Here is an 18,187-nt window from a genome sequence, read left to right on the forward strand (position 1 = left end):
AGAGAAACAGTGAGCGAAAGTGCGGTCAGTGATCAGCGATGGATTTGGGTGACCGGCGCCTCCAGCGGTATTGGTGCCGCTCTGGCGCGGCGGCTTCTGCAGGAGGGCCACCGGGTCATTGTATCGGCCCGCTCGAGTGACAAGCTGGCGGCCCTGGCCGAGGCGTTTCCGCAGCGGTGCTACCCCTTGGCGGTGGATTTGACCCGGCGCGAGTCGGTGGAGCAGGCCGCTACGGCCCTAAAAGAGATTAACGGCTATCTGGACTCGGTGGTGATCAACGCCGGTACCTGTGAGTACATTGATATCAAGAGGTTCGATGCCCGGCCCTTTGCGACGGTGATGAACATTAACGTGATCGGTTCGGCGAACACCGTGGAGCTGGCGTTGCCGTTGTTGCGCGCCTCCCCCAATCGGGCGCAAGTAGTGGGCGTGGGCAGCATGGCCTCCGTGCTTCCGCTGACCCGAAGCGAAGCCTATGGCGCTTCAAAGGCGGCCATGGAGTATTTTATGCACTCGTTGCGGGTGGACCTGGCACCCGAGGGCATTGATGTAACGCTGGTTCGGCCCGGGTTTGTGAAAACGCCGTTGACCGACCGAAACGATTTTGAAATGCCGTTTCTGGTGGAGGCGGAAGACGCCGCAAAAGCGATTGCCAAGGGCATGAAGAAAAGGCGATTGATTGTCCAGTTCCCCTGGCAATTGGTGTGGACCATGCGGTTGATCAACTGGCTGCCGCTGGGCTGGAAAACCGGTTTACTGAAAAAAATGGTGAAAGATTGAACGCACTAGACGGGTCCGAGACCAAAAGAATCGCGGTCATTGGGTCGGGTATCAGCGGCTTGACCGCCGCCTATGTCCTGGCAAAACGACACGAAATAACGCTCTTTGAAGCCGGGCCGCAAGTGGGTGGCCACACGGCCACCAAGAGTGTGGAGGTGGCTGGCTCCACTTACGAGGTGGATACGGGTTTTATCGTGTTTAACGATCGGACTTATCCTAACTTTATCCGCCTGCTGTCGCACCTGGGCGTTGCGAGCCAGGCTACCGACATGGGGTTCAGTGTGACCCAACCGGACCACGCTCACGAATACAGCGGCTGTGGCTTGAGTGGGTTGTTTGCCCAAAGGCGCAATTGGTTTCGGCCCTTCCACTGGAAAATGTTGAAAGACATCGTTCGGTTCAATCGCGACTGTACCCGCGCGTACGAACAGAACCGGATTGATTCGAACCAGACCCTGGGCGAGTACTTGGCGGCTCAGGGCTACAGTGACTTCTTTCAGCAGCACTATATTCTGCCCATGGTCTCTGCGATATGGTCTTCAGGGTTGACCGGCGCGGCGCAGATGCCACTGCTGTTTTTTATCCGCTTCTTCCACAACCACGGTCTACTGACCGTCACCAATCAACCGCAGTGGTATACCGTTAAGGGCGGCTCGCACAGTTACCTCAAGCCGATCACGCGGGAGTTCGCCGAGCAGGTTTACACCGACTGCCCGGTCACTCAGGTTCGTCGGACCGGTACCGGCGCAACCGTCATCACCGAGCGCTTCGGCGCGCAAGACTTTGACGAGGTGATTTTCGCCTGCCACAGCGACCAGGCCCTTAAACTCTTGGCCGACCCCAGCGGGCGGGAACAGGAGGTTCTGTCGGCAATGCCTTACCAAGACAACGAGGTAGTGATGCACACCGATGCCAGCATCCTGCCCAAAGCGCGCAGGGCCTGGGCCAGTTGGAACTATCGCTTGGATCCGTCCCGGCAGAGCGAAGCGGTGCTTACCTACAACATGAACCTCTTGCAGCGGCTTGAGTGCCCGGAAACCATTTGCGTGAGTGTTAATGCCACCGACTGGTTGGATGAACGCCGTATTCTGGGCCGGTATCGCTACAGTCATCCGGTGTTCAACCGCCAGAGCATCGACGCGCAGGAACGCTGGGGCGATATCAGCGGGGTGAACCACACCCATTACTGTGGCGCCTACTGGCGCAACGGCTTTCACGAAGACGGAGTGGTGTCCGGGTTGCGGGTGGCGCAGTGCGTCGGGGAGACGTTCTGATGGAAAGCGCCCTTTACCAAGGGTGGATTCGCCATCGCCGGTTTGTGCCGCGCGAGCACGAATTCCGCTACCGCTCCACGATGTTTTACATGGACCTGGACGAGCTGCCGTCGCTGTTCGAAGGGGCCCGTTTCTGGTCCGGCAAGGGCCGCAACCTCGGCCGCTTCCGGCGTGAGGATTATCTGCACCCCGAGCAAGGGGACCTCAAGACCGCGGTGCGCCGTGAAGTGACTCGGCAGATGGGTAGCTGCCCCATGGGGCCAGTCCGTTTGCTGACCACCTTGCGCATGTGGGGCGTTTGCTTTAACCCGGTGAGTTTTTACTATTGTTTTGAACCCGAGCACGACCGGCCCAGCGTAATTCTTGCCCAAGTCAATAATACGCCCTGGAACGAGCGGCACTGTTATGTGATCCCCTGTCATCCGAAAACGGGAAAGACCCGGCTGATGTTTCGTAAGGGTTTTCAGGTATCACCGTTCAACCCCATCGATATGGATTATCGGTGGGTCAGTACGGCCCCGGCCGACCGGCTTCTGGTACATATGGAAAACTACCGGGAGAGCGAGTGCCATATGGATGCCACATTGAGCCTCGAGCGCCAGCCTTGGACGCCGGCAAACCTAAACCGCATTCTCTGGCGGCAGCCCTGGCTGACCGCAAAGGTGCCCGTGGCCATTTATTGGCAGGCGCTACAGCTATGGTTGAAGCGTGTGCCGTTTTTAGGCCATCAGACGGCGCCGGCCTCGGCCGCATCGACGACTCGTATCACCTTAGCACCCCGGAGGTAGTTGTGACGCATTCCAACCCCAGCATTGCCCGATTGAAAGGGCACCGAACCGCGCGTTTACGCTGGAATCATGCGCTCGCTAAACGCCTGATTCTAAAGACCCTGTTCCGGCTGGAGCAGGGCTGCCTGCGATTACATGACGGGGATGAGCTCTACGAGTTCGGGCAGCCGGCCGAGAAAGCCGATCTGGTGGCGGATCTGCACGTGCACAATCCCATGGCCTACGCTGAAGTGGCGTTTGGTGGCAGCGTCGGCGCCGGGGAAGCGTATATGAGCGGTTATTGGTCCACGCCCGACCTGACTCGGGTGACGCGCCTGTTCGTCAGTAACCTGCCGGCGCTGGACGCAATGAACGCCCGTCAGTCCGTTCTCGGCAAAAGCTTTTTGAAAGCGTTTCGCCTGATGAATCGCAATACCAAAGAGGGCGCCCGGCGCAATATCGCGGCGCACTACGACCTGGGCAACGATTTCTTTCGGCTGTTTCTGGACCCGAGCATGATGTATTCCTCGGCGATCTATCCGAGCGCCGAGTCGACGTTGGAGGAGGCGGCGCAGCACAAGCTCAAGCGCATTTGTGAAAAGCTTGAGCTGACGCCGAGGGACCACCTGCTCGAAATTGGTACAGGCTGGGGCGGGCTCTCGATGTATGCCGCGCGGCATTACGGCTGCCGGGTGACCACCACGACTATCTCCCGCGCCCAGTGGGAGCACGCCACCCAGGCCGTTCGCGCCGCCGGGCTCGAGAATCGGGTCACGGTTCTGTTCGATGACTATCGCGACTTGACCGGCCAGTACAATAAGCTGGTATCGGTGGAAATGATCGAAGCGGTGGGTCACGAACACTTCCGGGAATACTTCGAGCGCTGCTCCCGCCTGCTGACCGACGACGGCCTGATGTTGCTGCAGGCCATTACCATCAGTGACCAGCGCTACGAGACATCGCGCAAGCATGTGGACTTTATTCAGCGGTACATTTTCCCCGGCGGTTCGCTTCCCTCCGTGTCACTGATGACGGACCTGATGCATAGGGCCACCGACATGAACCTGTTGCACCTGGAAGATATCGGTCAGCACTATGCGCGTACGTTGCGCGATTGGCGGTCGGCCTTTGAGGGCCAGCTGAACAAGGTTCGGGCCATGAACTTTGACGAGCGTTTCATCCGTATGTGGCGTTACTACCTGTGCTATTGCGAAGGGGGGTTTCTGGAGCGCAGCATTGGAACGGCGCAGCTGCTGATGGCCCGCCCCATGTACCGTCCGGCAGTGGGGGAGCGATGAGGCGGCGCCCACCTTACTGGCTGCTTAATGCCGCCGCCTCTCAAGTGGGCTGGTTTGTCTGTGTGCTTGCGGGGAATGTCCCGGGCATTATTTTCACGTTTCTGTTCGTGGTGCTGCACTTTCGCTTCGCGCCGGTCCACCCTCGAGATTGGCTGTCGATTTGTGTGGCGCTGCCGATGGGCGTCGTTCACGATAACCTGCTCGGTTACTTCGGCGTTCTGGATTTTGGTGCGGTTTCACAATCCGGCCTGGCTCCGGCGTGGCTGACCTGCCTGTGGGTGATTATGGCGCTGACGCTGCACCACCCGCTTAAAGTGCTCTACCAGCGGCCCTGGCTGATCGCCGCCCTCGGTGCCTTCGGCGGCCCCATGGCCTACCTGGGCGGGGTTCGACTGTCAGGCGCCGAGTGGGGCGTGCCAGCGGTGCAGGGCTTTCTGATCATGATGGCCATTTGGTGCTGGCTGTTGCCATTGCACCGGTGGCTGGTGCTTCAAGGAGAACGGGTATGTTCAGCAGAACCGTCGGTTTAGGTGCACTGGCAAGCCTGTTACTGGCCCTGCCGGTGACGGCTGCAGACTACCGGGTGATCGGCAAAGCCTATGCCCTCGGGAGCTGGCAAAGCCCCGTTTATGAAGAGCGCTATACACCCCGGACCGATGCAGGGCAGGCCGAAGTACATTACGTTGACGCCGAAGGGAAGCGTATTGCCCTGAAGGCCCTGGATTATACCCGGGGTGATATCCATCCCTCCTACCGGTTGGAAGATCAGCGCCTGGATCGGATCTGGGGGGCGCAGTGGTCCTCGGATAAGCAGATCACTCTGAAGCGCGGCGACACCGAAAACCCCGAGTCGGAAACGGTAAAAGCGAAAGCGCGACAGGTCATTGACGCGGGGTTTGACCCGTTTATTCAGCAGTCCTGGAAAGCGCTGCTCGACGGGGAGAAGGTAACGTTTCATTTCGCCTTCCCGAATCGCTTGACCAACGTCAAGTTGCGGGCGGAACGAATGGGTGCCGAGGATTCACCGCTGCACCACAAAGAGCGCGAGTGGGTGTATTTTCGAATCCGGGTGGACAGTACGCTTCTCTCACTGTTTGCCGACGATCTTTATTTGGCGTACGGGAAAAGCGACAGACGCCTGATGGTGTTTCGCGGTCGCTCCAATATCCCCGATGACAGCGGAGAAGGGCGGGATGTGGAGATTCGCTATCACTACCCGTCGGACTGATTGTCGCCGCCGCGGGTGGGGCCGAAACCTTCCGGTTTTTTGCCCTGAAGTTCGTAGGCAAACGCAATAATATGCGCGACGGCGATATAGAGGCTTTCGGGAATTTCATCGCCGAGCTCCAGGGTCACCAGGAGTTCCACCAGCGCCCGGTTGTCGCACAGCGGCACCCCCTCCGCCTCGGCAATGGCCATGATTTCACGGGCCACATCTCCCTGCCCCTTGGCGCTGACGTGCGGGGCATTGCTGCCGTCGTAAAAAAGCGCCACGGCTTTTTCCAGTTCATCCTGAGTGAAGTCGCTGGCTTTCATGTGGTGATGTCCACTAACGAGTAATGAATGGCCGTTGTCGGTTGGGGTGGGGCGCCGTTGTGGCACTCCAGCTTGGTTACCTCGATGCCCTCTTTTTCCAGCCGCTGTTGAAGGTCGTTCAGGCCGGCCCGAATGGTCTCGGCGGTCCGCGGCTGTTCCGCCCAAAGGCGGGTGGCCACCTGCTGCTCACGCACCGTAATCTGCGCGTACAGGGGGCCCGCTTCCGGTAGCTCGAAGCTCAGTTGCACCTGCCACTGGCGGGTTTTACCCGAGCGCTGCTCGGCCTCATCCTTTCCTGCCTCGGGTTCAACCCTGAACATTAGCGGCAGCACGTCCTGGCCAAAGCGTAGGGGGATATCCAGGGTCCAGGGCTGCGCCGGTTGGCCGGTATCGGCGGGCGCAAACTGCTGGGCGAGCCCCTGGCTCTGCTGAAACTGAACTCGAGCCAAGCTGTGCAGGGTGAGTTGATGCACCATTTGCAGTAATTGACTACGCACAGAGCGGTCCGCCAGTTCCGGCGCGGGGCGCGGGGCGAGCTGCTGGAGTAGTTGAGTCAGGTTCAGCTCCGAGGGGCGCTGGAATTCGGGGCTTTCCCCCAGGCGGCCCAACTCCGTGCGGGTCGAGTTTAGTACTTTCAGCAGTGCGCCTTTCCAGTCATTGTTCATGGCCCGGGTTAGGGCCTCGGCGCGGGCACCTCGTCCGGTCCCTTCTTGAGCTTGCAGCGCACGCAGCAATTTTTGCTCCAGTTGCACACCGCTGTTTTCCATTGCCTGTCGCAACGCTTTGGGCTGGGTAAGCTCAAGGGGCTGACGAATCTGCTGAGCGGCCTGGCGCAGTGCCTGCTGCAGGGTGGGGGAAAGCAACTGTTGCTGCTGGGTATAAGTCAGGCTTTGAATTTTGGGCAGTTGCGGTGCCAGGTCCGGTTGGTCTTTTAGGGGAAGGGTTCTTCGCAGGGTCTCAAGCAACGCTTGACGAGTCGGCTCGCTCATCGGTTGGCGAACCGCCGGGTTCTCCGCCTGGGGTTTGGCATCGAGTTGCCAGAGTCGACCTTCGGACAGGTACATGGGCACCCGTTGCCCCGGTTTGAGGGGTTGGTCGGTGTAGGTGACCACTGATTCCTGGCGCACCATCAAACGAACCAGTTTCAGAAGAGGGGAGTTGAGCAGCGCCCGCTCGTCCGCAAGGCGAGCCAGTTGTTCGGTTTTCTGGGCGCTGTCGGGCCGGCCCTGCCACTGCAGGAGGGTATCCAGTAGCCGGTTGAGCAGTTGCTGGCGTTGCTCGTTGTTAGCCGGGGCCACGCTTCGCACCTCCGCAGTGGTGGCCGCTTGCCGGGTTCGCCCCACCTGCTGGGCCAGGCTCGAGGGCCCTTCCGGGCGACGACCGGCGGGGGTTTCGGAGGGCAGTGTCAGGGGCGTTCTGCCCTCGGGAATCTTATTCACCATGGTGTTTGCCCTGCCTCCGGGTTACAGGGGTTAACGGCTGCTAGGTTCATTGTGGCACCATTCGTTGTGAGAGGTGGCCCACCCCGTTATAATCCGCGACGTTTGAGCGTTCATTCTGTCGAATAACGCCCGATCAGTATAGTGACCCTGGCAGCTACTTCCGGCTGCCTCCTAATTTTGGCAAATGGCGGCGCAACTTGGCGGAGCTTCTCCTCACACTCGAACACCTGAGCTGCGAACGCGATGCACGCCCGCTGTTCAGTGGGCTTGGTGCGCGCCTGCACGCCGGGGAGCAGTGGCAGGTGCAAGGCCCCAACGGCTCGGGTAAAACCACGCTGCTGCGTGCGATCGCCGGTATTGGCGCCACCGCCCGCGGTCGAATTCTCTGGCGCGGCCGCCCCGTCCAGGAAGACCTATGGGCGTTTCGCCGCTCCCTTCTCTATATCGGCCACTCGCCGGGAATTAAAGGGGCCCTGAGCCCGCTGGAAAACCTTGCCTGGTACCGGGCTATGAGCGCCGGCACCCTGGCGGAGGATTCACTGACCGCCCTGGCGGAAGTGGGGCTGGCCGGTTACGAGGACATTCCCTGCCAGCAGCTTTCGGCCGGGCAACTTCGTCGCGTGGCACTGGCCCGCCTGTATCTTTCCAGTGCCCCCTTGTGGGTGCTGGACGAACCCTTTACCGCCATCGACAAGGCCGGTGTGGCCGCCCTGGAGGCCCGCCTTGGGGCCCACGTGGCCGCCGGCGGGTTGGTGGTGATGACCTCCCATCAGGAGGTGACGCTACCCGGCGTGCGCCATCTGGACCTGACGGCGTTTCCTCCGGTGTTCACCGAGGAAGAGGAGGGCGCGTATGAAGGCTGATGCCTCTAACTTCTCAAGGGCCATGACCGGCGCCTTCGGAGCCACGTTGCGTCGGGATTTACTGCTCTCGGCACGCCACCCCGGCGATTGGATCAACCCGCTGGTGTTCTTCCTTATTGCGATTTCGCTCATTCCCTTGGGCGTGGGGCCGGAGAGCAAAGTGCTGGCCGTTCTGGCCCCGGGAGTGCTTTGGGTAATGGCGTTGCTGGCCACGCTCCTGTCCTTGGACGGGCTGTTCCGCTCGGATTATGACGACGGAGCGTTGGAGCAGTGTCTGGTTAGCCCGTCGCTGCTCTATTTTACCGTGCTCGCCAAAATTGTCGCTCACTGGCTGGTGACCGGCTTGCCGCTAACGCTGCTCTCGCCGGTGCTGGGCCTGATGTTATCGCTACCGGGGGGCTATGGTACATTGTGCCTGTCACTGCTGATTGGCACCGCGACCATGAGTTTGGTGGGCGCGGTGGGGGCCGCCTTGACGGTCTCCCTACAGCGCGGTGGCCTGTTGTTGTCCCTGATTGTGATGCCGCTTTACGTGCCGATACTGATTTTCGGGGCGAGTGCCGTGAATGACGCGGCCCAGGGCGTGACGGTGGGTGTACCCCTGGCGATTTTGGGGGCTTTTCTGGCGCTGGCCCTGGCGTTGGCGCCCATGGGCGCCTCCGCGGCCTTGCGGGTGTGTGTTGACAGTGACTGATAACGACGAGAGGAGCATGGGCTGAATGGCGTCCTGGCAATGGTTTCACCGGTTGGGCTCGCCCCGCTGGTTTTACGAAAAAACCGGTGGTTGGCTGCCGTGGTTGACGGTGATCGCACTGGTACTACTGGTGTTGGGAACAGTCTGGGGGCTGGCATTCTCCCCGGAAGATTTTAAACAGGGCAACAGCTATCGCATTATTTACATCCATGTGCCCGCCGCCTTCCTGGCGTTGGCCGGCTATTACATCATGGCCATTTCCGGGGCGGTGGGGCTTATCTGGCGAATGAAGCTGGCCTTTATGGTGATGAAGTCCGCCGCGCCCATTGGGGCGGCGTTGACCTTTGTCTCCCTGGTGACCGGCGCCATTTGGGGCAAGCCTACCTGGGGCACCTGGTGGGCGTGGGATGCACGCATTACCTCCATGCTGATTCTGTTCTTTCTCTATTTGGGCATTATGGCCCTACAGAGTGCCTTCCAGAACCGGGAGGCGGCCGACAAGGCCAGCGCGATTCTGGCCCTGGTGGGAACGGTGAACATCCCGATTATCTACAAGTCCGTGGACTGGTGGTACACCCTGCACCAGCCAGCCACTCTGAAACTGACCTCGGCGCCGACGATTCATTCCTCCATGCTGTACCCGCTTCTGACTATGGTTGTGGCGTTTTACGTCTTTTATGTAGTGGTTCTGCTTCTCTACACACGCAATGAAATCCTCCGGCGTGAGTCGCGCACCGGTTGGGTCCGAGAGTTGGTGGCGAAAGAGGGGGAGCGCTAATGCGTTTTTACTTTGATTCCTGGGCCGAGTTTTTTCAGATGGGGGGCCACGGCCCCTATGTCTGGGCCTGTTTTCTGATTACCTGGGCGGTGCTGGCGTACTTATTGATCAGCCCGATAGTGCGCCAGCGTCGCTGGCTCAGGCGCCAAGCCGCATTGCAACGTCGGGCTTCAATGGCCCGCACACAAGGGCAGGCACCACCCAGACAAACTTGATACACTGCATGCGGCTTCGGCCGCCTGAGTTGACTTAAAGTGAAGTAGCCTATGCATCCCGTCCGTCGACAGCGTCTCCTATTGGTCCTGTTTATTGTGGTGTTCTCCAGTTTGGCCGTGGGCCTGATGGCTTACGCGCTGCGCGCGAACATCAACCTGTTCTATGCTCCCAGCCAAATTGTCTCCGGGGAGGCCCCGGTCGATACCCGAATCCGGGCCGGCGGTTGCGTCCGGCCCGGCAGCGTGGAGCGCTCGAAAACCTCGTTGGAAACCCGCTTTTCCCTGACCGATGGGGTAGTGGACTTTCCCGTGGTGTACTCGGGCATACTCCCCGATCTGTTTGCCGAAGGTGAAGCGGCGGTGGTCAACGGCAGCCTGAACCAGGAGCGCGTGTTTGTGGCCACCGAGGTGTTGGCCAAACACGATGAGGAATACATGCCCCCCGAAGTGGCCGATGCCATGAGCCTGGCTGGTGGCGAGCATGACGAGACCTGCGGAGGCATGGCATATGGTTCCTGAGGTCGGTCATTATGCGTTGATCCTGGCGCTCGCCTTCAGTGTGGCCCTCACAGTGCTGCCGCTGGTGGGGGCCCAAACCGGCAACCAACTGCTAATGCATACCAGCCGGTCGCTGGCGACGGGTTTCTTTGTGTTTGTGGCAATCGCTTTCGCCTGCTTGGCGGTTGCTTTTGTGCAGGATGATTTCTCGGTGGCTTATGTGGCGGGCCACTCCAACAGCATGATGCCGATGTACTACAAGATCAGCGCCGTGTGGGGCGGCCACGAAGGCTCCCTGTTGCTGTGGATACTGATGCTCTCTGGCTGGACTCTGGCCATTGCTCATCTGAGTAAGAGTCTGCCCATCAGCCTGCGTGCGCAGGTGCTGGCGGTGATGGGGTTTGTCGCCGTTGGTTTCTTGCTGTTTATTATATTGACGTCCAACCCCTTCGACCGCCTGTTGCCGCTGGCCCCTCCAGAGGGCGCGGACCTGAACCCGCTGTTGCAGGATTTCGGCCTAATCGTTCACCCGCCGGTGCTGTACATGGGCTACGTGGGCTTTGCGGTTAGCTTCGCCTTTGCGATCGCGGCCTTGTTGAGTGGCCGGCTCGACAGCGCCTGGACCCGCTGGGCCCGGCCCTGGACCAATACCGCCTGGGCGTTTTTGACCATCGGCATCGCTCTGGGGAGCTGGTGGGCCTATTACGAGCTCGGCTGGGGTGGCTGGTGGTTCTGGGACCCGGTGGAAAACGCCTCCTTCTTGCCGTGGCTGGTGGGCACGGCACTGATCCACTCGCTGGCCGTCACGGAAAAGCGCGGGCTGTTCAAAAGCTGGACGCTACTGCTGGCCATTTTCACCTTCGCGTTGAGCCTGTTGGGGACTTTTTTGGTCCGCTCCGGCGTGCTTACCTCGGTTCACGCCTTCGCCAGCGATCCGGAACGGGGGGTGTTTATCCTGATGTTCCTGCTGGTCGTGGTGGGTGGCTCCCTGACCCTGTATGCCTTGAGGGCGCCGGTGGTTCACAAGAGCGTGCGCTTTTCGCTGGTCTCCCGGGAAACCTTTCTGCTGGCGAATAATATTCTCCTGCTGACCATTATGATCAGCGTTTTGATCGGGACGCTCTACCCGTTGATTGCCGACGCGCTCAACTGGGGTAAGGTGTCCGTGGGCCCGCCGTTCTTTAACGTGTTCTTCGTGCCGCTGATGGGTCTTGTCTGTCTGCTAATGGCGCCGGGGGTTTCCTCTAGCTGGAAGCGCACCAGCTGGCAGCAATTGCGCCAGCTTCTCACACGCCCGCTGGTGATCAGTGTGGCGGCGGGGGCTTTGTTCCCGGCGCTGTACGGGGAGGAGTACCACTGGCAGGTGGCGCTGGCGGTGTTCGTTGCGGTCTGGATCGTTTCGGCCGGGGTCTCCGATGTGGTCTATCGCCTGCGTCACAGCCGCCATTGGCGCGACGGCTTGCGTCGGCTGAGCCTGAGCTACTGGGGTATGCAGCTCGCCCATGCCGGTATTGCGGTGGCCACCATCGGTGTTTGCCTGAACACCGCCTACAGCGACCTTCGGGACGTTCGTATGGCCCCGGGCGAAACCGTACGGGCCAATGACTACGAATTTGTGCTGGAAGGCGTTGAAGAGGTTCGTGGTCCCAACTACATCGCCCAAGAGGCAAGCCTTCGGGTGAGTCAGAACGGCGAGTACGTGCGCCATATGAGACCGCAGAAGCGCCGGTACCTGGCGGGCGGCAAGGTGATGACCGAAGTGGCGCTGGACCCGGGCCTGTTCCGAGACCTGTACATCGCCATGGGCGAACCCTTGGAGGGAGACGCCTGGGGCATTCGCGTGCACGTGAAACCCTTCGTCCGCTGGATTTGGATGGGCGCAATCTTTATGGCCCTGGGTGGCGGGCTGGCCGTGGCGGACAAACGCTACCGCAGGCTGGCCCGGCGGGAAGTGGAAGCCGCGGAGCCTAGTCTGACCGGTGAGGGCAGATTCTGATGCAACGGTTAAAACTGTTTGTCCCGCTAATTATATTCGTATTATTGGCTGTGCTGTTTTGGCGCGGGTTGAGTCTGGACCCGACCGAAATGCCCTCAAGCCGGCTCGGCGACGCCGTTCCGGCTTTTGAGTTGCCCACCGTGGACGACCCGAACGCGGCCATTACCCCGGAGGTCTTCAAGGGGAAGGTCAGTCTACTGAATGTGTGGGCCACCTGGTGCCAGGCTTGCCGCATTGAGCACCCCTTCCTGGTGAAGCTGGCCGAAAGCGAGAACATTCCCATTTACGGCGTCAACTACAAGGACGACGTGGAGGAAGCCAAGCGCTGGCTGGAACAGCTGCACGACCCCTATGAATTCAGCATCGTGGATAAAGAAGGGCGCCTGGGCCTGGACCTGGGCGTGTTCGGCGCGCCGGAAACCTACGTGGTGGACAAGCAGGGCATCATCCGCCACCGGCACGTGGGGGTAGTGGATCAACAGGCATGGGACAAAGAAATCGGCCCCCTGGTGGAGCGGCTGCGAGCTGAATAATCTTGGTCTGCGCTCTGCTCGCAACCCAACCTGCGTACCCGCGTAGGTAAGGTAAGGGCGTGAGCCCGCCACCTGACATGTTTGTTCGCGAACAGCGCTCGGGTCCCGCGTACATACTCTATAAATCCAAAAGAACCCGATAGCCTTCGCTCCAGGACCTCCAGATCAGTGTTGTGACGCAGTTCACAGCAATCTATGGAGAGAGTTGTGCTTCAATTCTGGCGCTTGTAGCATCTCACCGCAGGGTTTATAGCCCCACCCATCACGTTAACCTGAGCAGAAAAGCGTCAAGCCAAAGGAACCTTATTATCGGTTGGCTTGACCGGACGCTCTAAGAAAGGACTGATACTATGAATACCGCCATGCCCGGACCCCAATCCTCCAGCCCCTTAATCATTGCCGGCGAGTATGCCGGCAGACGGATTTACGCTGCCCCGGCCTCGCCAAGGATGTGAAAAAACTGAAGGAGGCCGAAAAACGAGGCAGCCATTGGGCCCTCATTGCCATCAAAGAGCTGTTTGCCCTCACTTCAGGTCACCTCGGCAAGAAAAACGTCTATATCGAAGAAAGCCCCCACCTGCGCCGAAACGTGCTTCAGGCCCACACCCAGAACAACCCCCATATAAAACACAGCATTACGCTGTTCTATGCCTTCCTGCCCGGCCTGAAAGCCACCATCGCCCAGCGCCCGGATGGGAGTTATTTTGTGGTGGATATGCAGCTGGATGAGAATTATGCCGATGCGACGGAGCAGAAGCAGCAGGGGTTGTACGAAGTGAAGAAGGCTGGGCGTGGCAAGGAGTGGCGGGGGGAGTATAAAAAATCTGGCTGTATTGAGCAAAAAAACTATCGAGCCGTCGCTATCTCGGACGCAGAGTTGGACGACCCCCAAAAAGCCGCTAACATTGCGGCACGGAATGTTCTTCGTGCCCTGGGCTCTGGCAGCCAGCTGCAGGTGGAGAACGAAGGCTTTGACCTGCACTTTACTCCCGGCGGAAAGCGGTTGGGCAGCTTAATCCGCTACGACGCGCTTAAAATCGAGTCGGCTCACGGTTCCTCCGTGCATTTGGCGGACACCATGCTGGCCGCAAGAAATACCACGGGGGTTCGTTGGGTTTCCGTGTACGGCGGCTCCGCCATTTTCACCCAGGCTATGCAGGTTTTGGCCGCTCGTGGCATTACCCTAGACGGACACGAAGCCTACTTCTACCGTCCCAGAACCTCGCCCGGCGATGGCATACGTCTTGCCCATCAGCTCAAATTTGAGCTTGTAGAGAAGGTGGCTCACACAGGCCTTGATTTGGTGGGTGCCATAAGCCAACGGCGCGTGGCCCCCGAGAGGCTGAGAAGCGAGACGGATAGATATGACACCAGTGCGCATAACAGGGCAGTGTGGGTTGGTGTGGGTAAGAGCGCGGCGATGATTAGTGTGGTTGCGGCGGCAGGGGTGGCAGCTGGCGGGGCCTTTCCCATGGTGGCGGCAATCACTAAGGTGTTGACCGTGTCCGCCAGTGCTGTATCGGGAGGAGTAGCTATAAACGCCTACGCCGAGCATACCGCGGAACCCCATGTCGAAAAATTGAAGCGCCTGGGCAAGAAGAGGTAAGAGCCATGCTGGATATGATTAAATATTTGCCACTTGATTGGCGGCGCAGGCGTAACTACTGTACTCCCAGGGGGCCGGCGTTACCCAACAATCGGCGGGTACAATGCCTTATTGGAGGCAGTGTGCTTAGCTTTCGCGCGCCGCGTCACAAGCCCAGCCAGCGCGTTGTTAGCCCAGTTTCCCGCAGCCCTTATACGGATGCACTCTCGCAAGGGTTGCACGTAAAGGAGGGCCACTGGCGCTTAAAAGTGATTTTTAAGCGCAACTGGGCCTTTTGGGGGCCTTGGATGACCGGCGACAAAGGCGAGCTATCAATGGCGGTGGCGGTTGTGGCGCGGCATGAGGAACATGAGTACCCGAATACCTCGTTTTTTCATCCGAGAGTATTTGAAAGTGCGTTGGTGGATTATCTCAATACTACCTATGGAGATCAGCAGCTTGACGAGCCCGGCTTTCCAAAACACCAAGGCCCAGTCGACTGGAAGGCGGAAAACCATTTGCCAGTGTTCTCGGGTCGGTGCGTAGTGTACAGAACCATGCGCTATGCGAAGCCTTTTGACCCGGAACATTTGGTGCTTTTCCCTATTACGCAAAAACATTTTGTACATATTACTTTCTTCCACAGTATATACAGCGACGATAGGTCAGGCCCCCTTTTTGATACCACGCCCATTACGGAGCTTCAGGAAGCCATTATCAATACCATTCAACTGGACCTGGGACCCGAAGCCCAGGCCGAATGGAACCGAGTGGCGGCGGAATGCCCAGATATGTCATTAACGGAACACTTCGCTCCGTTAAAGTGGCCCATTGATTTGGACAACCAGAAAAGCGTGGTGGAGAGTGAGCCGGAACGGCTAACCAAACCCGTCTAAAGGGAATTACTTTCCTGAGTTTTTATGGCTCGGCTCAAAAGCCTAAAGTCTTATTCGTGTTAGCAACCCAAAAACTGTACAACCGGGCCCGGCGGCCCGATGCAAGGAGATATACAAATGGAGCTTCTCGCCACCCTGCTGTCGCCCTGGCAGGCGTCATTGGAGCATTCTTGGACCACGTGGATCTATCTGTCGTTATCGTTCTTGCTCCTTTTCGGTGTTGGGGTAGGAATACTTCAGGCGCTGGTGCTGGAGCGCTCAGGTAAACGTCTGCTCCTTTTCTGCAGCTATTCACCGCAGGGGATTCTCATGTTACTGGCCAGTTTGACGGTCCATCGGCCCTCGCATGTTTACTGGCTTTGTCTCGTACCGATCTGGCCGTTTATTAACAAGCTGGGTGCGCGCCTGCTGCTTGGTTGGTACCACTATCGTCGGCCGCTGGCGTTCTTCAAGCGCAGGTCGGGGGAGGTGCTTGGCCCGCCCGAGAACCGATTCGAAGAAATAACATTAGCGGCTGGACCGGGTGCCCACCTGACAATGCGGATGGCCGAAGTCAATGACTACCTGGTTGATACCGACCGGTGTATGGATCTTCATCGATTCCTCTGCGTAGATGAAGAGACCGGCAAGGATGTCGCCCTGCGCAAAGAAACGCTCTATTACACCCGTTGGTTTTTTCGGGGCCATCGAGCTAATGACGAGGCCGAGGTTCTGCTCCATGTCACCCGTCATACGCTGCTTGGCCGGTTGCCGGCAGCCAGCCCCGAGGCATTCGAGCGGATGCTGGACCGAATCGCCATGGAGGATTTCTTTCGCTCCTCTCTTGAGTACGGCTCGCGCCTGCCCGAAGTGGCCGAGCCCACACTCTGGTTCAATGAGGGTACGCCCGTGGTCGACTATGAGCTGCGTAAATACGGATACTGGTCCTATCGGGTCAGTTATATTCCCGTCGGGGCCGATGCGGTGCTGGGGCTAGCCTTTACCTGCTGCGGGGGGAGTAGCGGCCTGGATCCGGCTATCCTGACCCGGTTCGCTCGTGAGCAAGCCCGCCGTTGGACACTGGAGGACGGCGACGTCGTGACTGGCTCGGAGCAGTGGCAAAATTTCCAGCCGGCTCTAACGGATCACCAGCCAGCTGAACTCGAGAAACTGGACGAAGGCGACCTTAGACGGTTGTTCCGTCGGCACTGCAAGCAACCGCTGGACTGGGTGGCCTTCGAGCACTTCTCCGACTTTTATTTCCAGTGGATGAAAAATCAGTACGAACATTATGAGGCTGCTGTGACCGCTCACCAGAAGGCCTATATTGTCGATTTTCTAACCCACAACCTGGCGGCGATACCTAAGGAGACGCCGTGATGGACAAGCGATTACAGCGACGCCTGGCAGCCTTTCGCCCGAACCGGGAACAGACGGTGCGCCTGGTGCACGGCAACGTCGAGCCTTTGGAATTTAGCTACAGCACCGACGAGCGCTTAGAGCCCAGGCACAGGTTACTGCCGACTCAGGTTGAACTTAAGGCAGACGATTTAGATGGCCCTCTACACCGGGTGAGGAGCCTGTCGTGGGACTTCCGCGCCCTTTTCGGGCGTACCGGCCTCCTCGTCGATCTGGAGGTAACGCTAATGCGCTACCCATCCTTCCGGACCTTGGCGGAGGACCCGGAACGCTTGCTGCAGATGGCCGAATATCACGATTTTCTACACCAAGTCGTCGACGTTAGAGCTTGCCACAGCTGGCGCGGCGCGGGCCTGGGCTTCACCACCCTGGGTGACCGGCCCTGGTTGCGCTTCTTCCACCTTACCGCCAATCTCAGCGTCGATTGCTCTCCGGCGGTCGACCCGGTGGCGCACAGGGACCCGCGCCAGGTCGACTGGACCCACCCGGTAAAAACCGACATTGATATGCATTGGCTGACCCCCATCGCCAATGATTGCGCCCTTGCCATACGGGTCTCCACCCGCTTGGGAATGCCCTGTCGGTATCAGCAGATCGACGCCGTAAGCCCCGGTACCCTGCGTAATCTGGGCGATGCTGTGGCGTCTACCCTGGTTACCCGTCCGGCGGTCAACTTGTCTTCCCACGCCGAACGAGCGAAACGTAATGGCGGCCTCGCAGGGAACGAACGTTCTTTCCAGTGGCCGCCCGAGAAGCCTCGGAGCGCCGCCCTCACGCTGCAAGGGTTGTGGGACATGGAGGACTGGGCTCCACTCTTCAAGCCCACGCCCTGGTTCAATATCACTGAGCCCGGCGGTAGCATGGTGTCCGTCAGCCCCGAGCAGGTACTCGATACCGCTTGGCCGGAGGTACGCGATGATCTGGATCACCAGTCGAAAGTCGCGCGACAGTGGCAATCAACCTTGGATCAGCTAGGAGTCGAAGAGAAGCACTTTCTGGGGGATACCGAGCACCTGATTGTTCGGGGGTGCTGAGAAGTTGGTCTGTTTAAATGAAGCCGGAAATGACTCCGCAACCTCCGAGGGCCGGTAAAGACTGAAATGAAATTTTACCTATTGGCTTTTCTTTATCTATTCACTTTCTTTGGGTCGATTTACGGCCTGTTCGTCGATGAATTGAGCATTGGACTGAGTGTGGATTCCGCATTCAATGTTACTCTGACCGGCTGGGCTAAGAATTTGCTCTGCCTGTTCGGGTTGTTGCTGGTCGCCAGTGTGTCGGCTTACCCCATAGTTATTGCGCTCAATCGGGCTTTGAAAAATGGTGATAAGTAAATGCCTCTACGGGAAACCTGCTGGCGCTTCCCGGACCCGCTATGGCCAGCAACCGAACGGCGGAGTTTCAGTGAGGTTCATCACCCTTCAGTGGCTCGGCTTGCCGCCGGGCCCGCAGATACCAATATGAACGATGCTGAATTTTATTAAATATCTACCACTTGATTGGCGGGCCAGAGATTACGATTGCACGCCCAAGGGGCCTATACCCCTTGAAAACGACGGGTTCACAGTTTAGCCGTGATACCCGTGGCATAATGACGTTTTTCAAACTGACATGGAATACAAGGAGCGGCATGG

General features: G+C 59.0%; 20 protein-coding genes. 18 read left to right on the top strand and 2 right to left on the bottom strand.

Features of this window, described 5'->3' with window-relative positions; translation table 11 throughout:
* Positions 1–9 precede the first annotated feature (9 nt).
* From AAE514_RS10060 to AAE514_RS10085, 6 genes are read left to right on the top strand one after another with little or no spacing between them, the layout of a single operon-like run.
* Positions 10–780 (top strand): SDR family NAD(P)-dependent oxidoreductase, encoded by a 771-nt coding sequence (locus AAE514_RS10060; RefSeq protein ID WP_347331400.1) that lies wholly within the window; start codon positions 10–12, stop codon positions 778–780.
* A complete protein-coding gene (locus AAE514_RS10065; protein WP_347331401.1) occupies positions 777–2,054 on the top strand; it encodes an NAD(P)/FAD-dependent oxidoreductase in 1,278 nt (425 codons plus the stop codon). Before AAE514_RS10060 ends, AAE514_RS10065 begins: the two co-directional genes overlap by 4 nt.
* Positions 2,054–2,842: a DUF1365 domain-containing protein gene (locus AAE514_RS10070; protein WP_347331402.1), complete on the top strand. Its 789-nt coding sequence runs from the start codon at positions 2,054–2,056 to the stop codon at positions 2,840–2,842. The genes AAE514_RS10065 and AAE514_RS10070 overlap by 1 nt, the downstream gene beginning before the upstream one ends.
* A 2-nt stretch (positions 2,843–2,844) precedes the next feature.
* Positions 2,845–4,119 carry a class I SAM-dependent methyltransferase gene (locus AAE514_RS10075; protein ID WP_347331403.1) on the top strand — a complete coding sequence of 425 codons (1,275 nt, stop codon included), beginning with the start codon at positions 2,845–2,847 and terminating at the stop codon, positions 4,117–4,119.
* Complete coding sequence (locus AAE514_RS10080; protein WP_347331404.1) at positions 4,116–4,649, top strand: DUF2878 domain-containing protein; 534 nt, start codon at positions 4,116–4,118, stop codon at positions 4,647–4,649. The genes AAE514_RS10075 and AAE514_RS10080 overlap by 4 nt, the downstream gene beginning before the upstream one ends.
* On the top strand, positions 4,625–5,347 hold the full coding sequence (locus AAE514_RS10085; RefSeq protein WP_347331405.1) for a hypothetical protein: 723 nt from the start codon (positions 4,625–4,627) through the stop codon (positions 5,345–5,347). Before AAE514_RS10080 ends, AAE514_RS10085 begins: the two co-directional genes overlap by 25 nt.
* On the opposite strand, the gene AAE514_RS10090 is transcribed toward AAE514_RS10085, so the two are convergent.
* Together AAE514_RS10090 and fliK are read right to left on the bottom strand one after the other, a co-directional pair.
* A complete protein-coding gene (locus tag AAE514_RS10090; RefSeq protein ID WP_347331406.1) occupies positions 5,332–5,655 on the bottom strand; it encodes an EscU/YscU/HrcU family type III secretion system export apparatus switch protein in 324 nt (107 codons plus the stop codon). The two genes, AAE514_RS10085 and AAE514_RS10090, sit on opposite strands and share 16 nt — an antisense overlap.
* The gene (gene fliK / locus AAE514_RS10095) at positions 5,652–7,097 is read right to left on the bottom strand and encodes a flagellar hook-length control protein FliK (RefSeq protein ID WP_347331407.1); all 1,446 of its coding nucleotides are present in this window, start codon (positions 7,095–7,097) and stop codon (positions 5,652–5,654) included. Before fliK ends, AAE514_RS10090 begins: the two co-directional genes overlap by 4 nt.
* A 197-nt stretch (positions 7,098–7,294) precedes the next feature.
* On the opposite strand from fliK, the gene ccmA reads away from it, so the two are divergent.
* The 12 genes from ccmA to AAE514_RS10155 all read left to right on the top strand — a co-directional run bounded on the left by ccmA (position 7,295) and on the right by AAE514_RS10155 (position 17,887).
* Positions 7,295–7,960 (top strand): cytochrome c biogenesis heme-transporting ATPase CcmA, encoded by a 666-nt coding sequence (ccmA, locus tag AAE514_RS10100; protein WP_347331408.1) that lies wholly within the window; start codon positions 7,295–7,297, stop codon positions 7,958–7,960.
* Positions 7,950–8,654: a heme exporter protein CcmB gene (gene ccmB / locus AAE514_RS10105; RefSeq protein WP_347331409.1), complete on the top strand. Its 705-nt coding sequence runs from the start codon at positions 7,950–7,952 to the stop codon at positions 8,652–8,654. The genes ccmA and ccmB overlap by 11 nt, the downstream gene beginning before the upstream one ends.
* Positions 8,655–8,679: 25 nt before the next feature.
* On the top strand, positions 8,680–9,432 hold the full coding sequence (locus AAE514_RS10110; protein WP_347331410.1) for a heme ABC transporter permease: 753 nt from the start codon (positions 8,680–8,682) through the stop codon (positions 9,430–9,432).
* Positions 9,432–9,647 (top strand): heme exporter protein CcmD, encoded by a 216-nt coding sequence (ccmD, locus tag AAE514_RS10115; protein WP_347331411.1) that lies wholly within the window; start codon positions 9,432–9,434, stop codon positions 9,645–9,647. Before AAE514_RS10110 ends, ccmD begins: the two co-directional genes overlap by 1 nt.
* Before the next feature lie 51 nt (positions 9,648–9,698).
* Complete coding sequence (gene ccmE, locus AAE514_RS10120; RefSeq protein WP_347331412.1) at positions 9,699–10,166, top strand: cytochrome c maturation protein CcmE; 468 nt, start codon at positions 9,699–9,701, stop codon at positions 10,164–10,166.
* Positions 10,156–12,141: a heme lyase CcmF/NrfE family subunit gene (locus tag AAE514_RS10125; protein ID WP_347331422.1), complete on the top strand. Its 1,986-nt coding sequence runs from the start codon at positions 10,156–10,158 to the stop codon at positions 12,139–12,141. The genes ccmE and AAE514_RS10125 overlap by 11 nt, the downstream gene beginning before the upstream one ends.
* Positions 12,141–12,674, top strand: coding sequence for a DsbE family thiol:disulfide interchange protein (locus AAE514_RS10130; RefSeq protein WP_347331413.1), 534 nt, complete (start codon positions 12,141–12,143; stop codon positions 12,672–12,674). The genes AAE514_RS10125 and AAE514_RS10130 overlap by 1 nt, the downstream gene beginning before the upstream one ends.
* 451 nt (positions 12,675–13,125) lie before the next feature.
* Positions 13,126–14,280 carry a hypothetical protein gene (locus tag AAE514_RS10135; RefSeq protein ID WP_347331414.1) on the top strand — a complete coding sequence of 385 codons (1,155 nt, stop codon included), beginning with the start codon at positions 13,126–13,128 and terminating at the stop codon, positions 14,278–14,280.
* A gap of 122 nt (positions 14,281–14,402) precedes the next feature.
* Complete coding sequence (locus AAE514_RS10140; protein ID WP_347331415.1) at positions 14,403–15,155, top strand: hypothetical protein; 753 nt, start codon at positions 14,403–14,405, stop codon at positions 15,153–15,155.
* A 117-nt stretch (positions 15,156–15,272) separates the two neighbouring features.
* The gene (locus AAE514_RS10145; protein ID WP_347331416.1) at positions 15,273–16,514 is read left to right on the top strand and encodes a hypothetical protein; all 1,242 of its coding nucleotides are present in this window, start codon (positions 15,273–15,275) and stop codon (positions 16,512–16,514) included.
* Positions 16,514–17,587 carry a hypothetical protein gene (locus AAE514_RS10150; RefSeq protein ID WP_347331417.1) on the top strand — a complete coding sequence of 358 codons (1,074 nt, stop codon included), beginning with the start codon at positions 16,514–16,516 and terminating at the stop codon, positions 17,585–17,587. The genes AAE514_RS10145 and AAE514_RS10150 overlap by 1 nt, the downstream gene beginning before the upstream one ends.
* A 66-nt stretch (positions 17,588–17,653) precedes the next feature.
* Positions 17,654–17,887 (top strand): hypothetical protein, encoded by a 234-nt coding sequence (locus AAE514_RS10155; protein ID WP_347331418.1) that lies wholly within the window; start codon positions 17,654–17,656, stop codon positions 17,885–17,887.
* The last annotated feature ends 300 nt before the right edge of the window (positions 17,888–18,187 follow it).

Source organism: Marinimicrobium locisalis (genome assembly GCF_039822625.1).
GTDB lineage: Bacteria > Pseudomonadota > Gammaproteobacteria > Pseudomonadales > Cellvibrionaceae > Marinimicrobium > Marinimicrobium locisalis.